Raw genomic sequence first — 1132 nt, 5'->3', positions numbered from 1 at the left:
CATCAATGCAGCGGCCAGGTCCACATCACCAGCGGCGTCCCGACCAGCACGACAAGCAGCGATAGCGGCGCGCCGAGCCGGGCATAGTCGCCGAACTTGTACCCGCCCGGGCCGAACACGAGCGTGTTGCACTGGTGCCCGATCGGGGTGAGGAAATCGCACCCGGCGCCGATCGCGGTGGCGATCAGGAACGCCTCCGGCCGGTAGCCGAGATCGTGCGCGAAGACCGCGGCGATCGGCGCCATCACCAGCACGGTTGCGGCATTGTTGAGGAACGGCGTCACTGCCATCGCCGCGACCAGGATCAATGCCACCGCACCCCAGGCCGGCAAGGTCGCCGCAACATGGGCAAGCCCCGTCGCAATGACGTCCGACGCGCCCGTGGTGCGAAGCGATTCGCTGACCGGGATCAGTGCGCCGAGCATGATCAGGATCGGCCATTCGACATGGTCATAGGCCTCACGCACCGGCAGCGCACCAGTGATCATGACGAGGCCGGCCGCCGCGAAAAAGGCCACCGCCACGGGCACATATCCCGTCGCCGTGGCGGTCATTGCAACCGCGAGGATCAGGATCGGCAACCAGCCGCGTTTGGAATTGCCGAGCCGCAGCGCGCGCTCCAGGTTGAGACGCCGCCCCTCGGACCATTGCCCCGATGCGGTGCGCGAGATGGTTTCGCCCGAGACATCCACTGCGAACCAGCCGGGCGTCCCGGCAGCCGATTTGTCGACCACCGTCAGGCACACGCCCGAACAGGCGATCGAGGCGCCCAGATCGACCGTCGTCAGGTCATAGCGGGTCGAAATCCGCACGCGCGTATCGGCCAGCGCCTCGACGCGCTCGATCGTCCCGATGTCAGTGATGATGCCGGTGAACACTAGGACCTTCCTCGCCGCCTCATTGGGGCCGCCTCATTGGAGCGGAAAACCGGTTGCCGCATTTTCCGACGCGGCACTGCCATTGCCGCGCTCGTAAACCTCGACTCGGTCGCTGCCAAGCCGCCGCGAATCGTGCAACGCCCAGCGGCCATGCGCCGCGGCCAGGTCGCTCAGGCCGATATCGGGCAGCGTGCGGCCGTTTCCAACCAGAATGGGCGCGCGATAGAGCAGCAGGCGGTCGACCAGGTCAGCCC

The 1132-nt window shown here is 67.0% G+C and carries 1 protein-coding gene and 1 pseudogene; both read right to left on the bottom strand.

The genetic code is table 11. The features are described 5' to 3' along the window. Positions 1 to 2 precede the first annotated feature (2 nt). Positions 3 to 878: an SLC13 family permease gene (locus U1737_RS20575; RefSeq protein ID WP_332798084.1), complete on the bottom strand. Its 876-nt coding sequence runs from the start codon at positions 876 to 878 to the stop codon at positions 3 to 5. Between the two features lie 33 nt (positions 879 to 911). Then, positions 912 to 1132 (bottom strand): annotated as a pseudogene (locus U1737_RS20570) (bifunctional diaminohydroxyphosphoribosylaminopyrimidine deaminase/5-amino-6-(5-phosphoribosylamino)uracil reductase RibD); the annotation flags it as partial.

It is taken from the genome of Sphingomonas fucosidasi (assembly GCF_036663855.1).
GTDB classification, from domain to species: Bacteria; Pseudomonadota; Alphaproteobacteria; order Sphingomonadales; family Sphingomonadaceae; genus Sphingomonas; species Sphingomonas faeni_B.
Note: the sequence above shows the minus strand (reverse complement) of the source record. Positions and strands in the feature narration are given on the sequence as shown.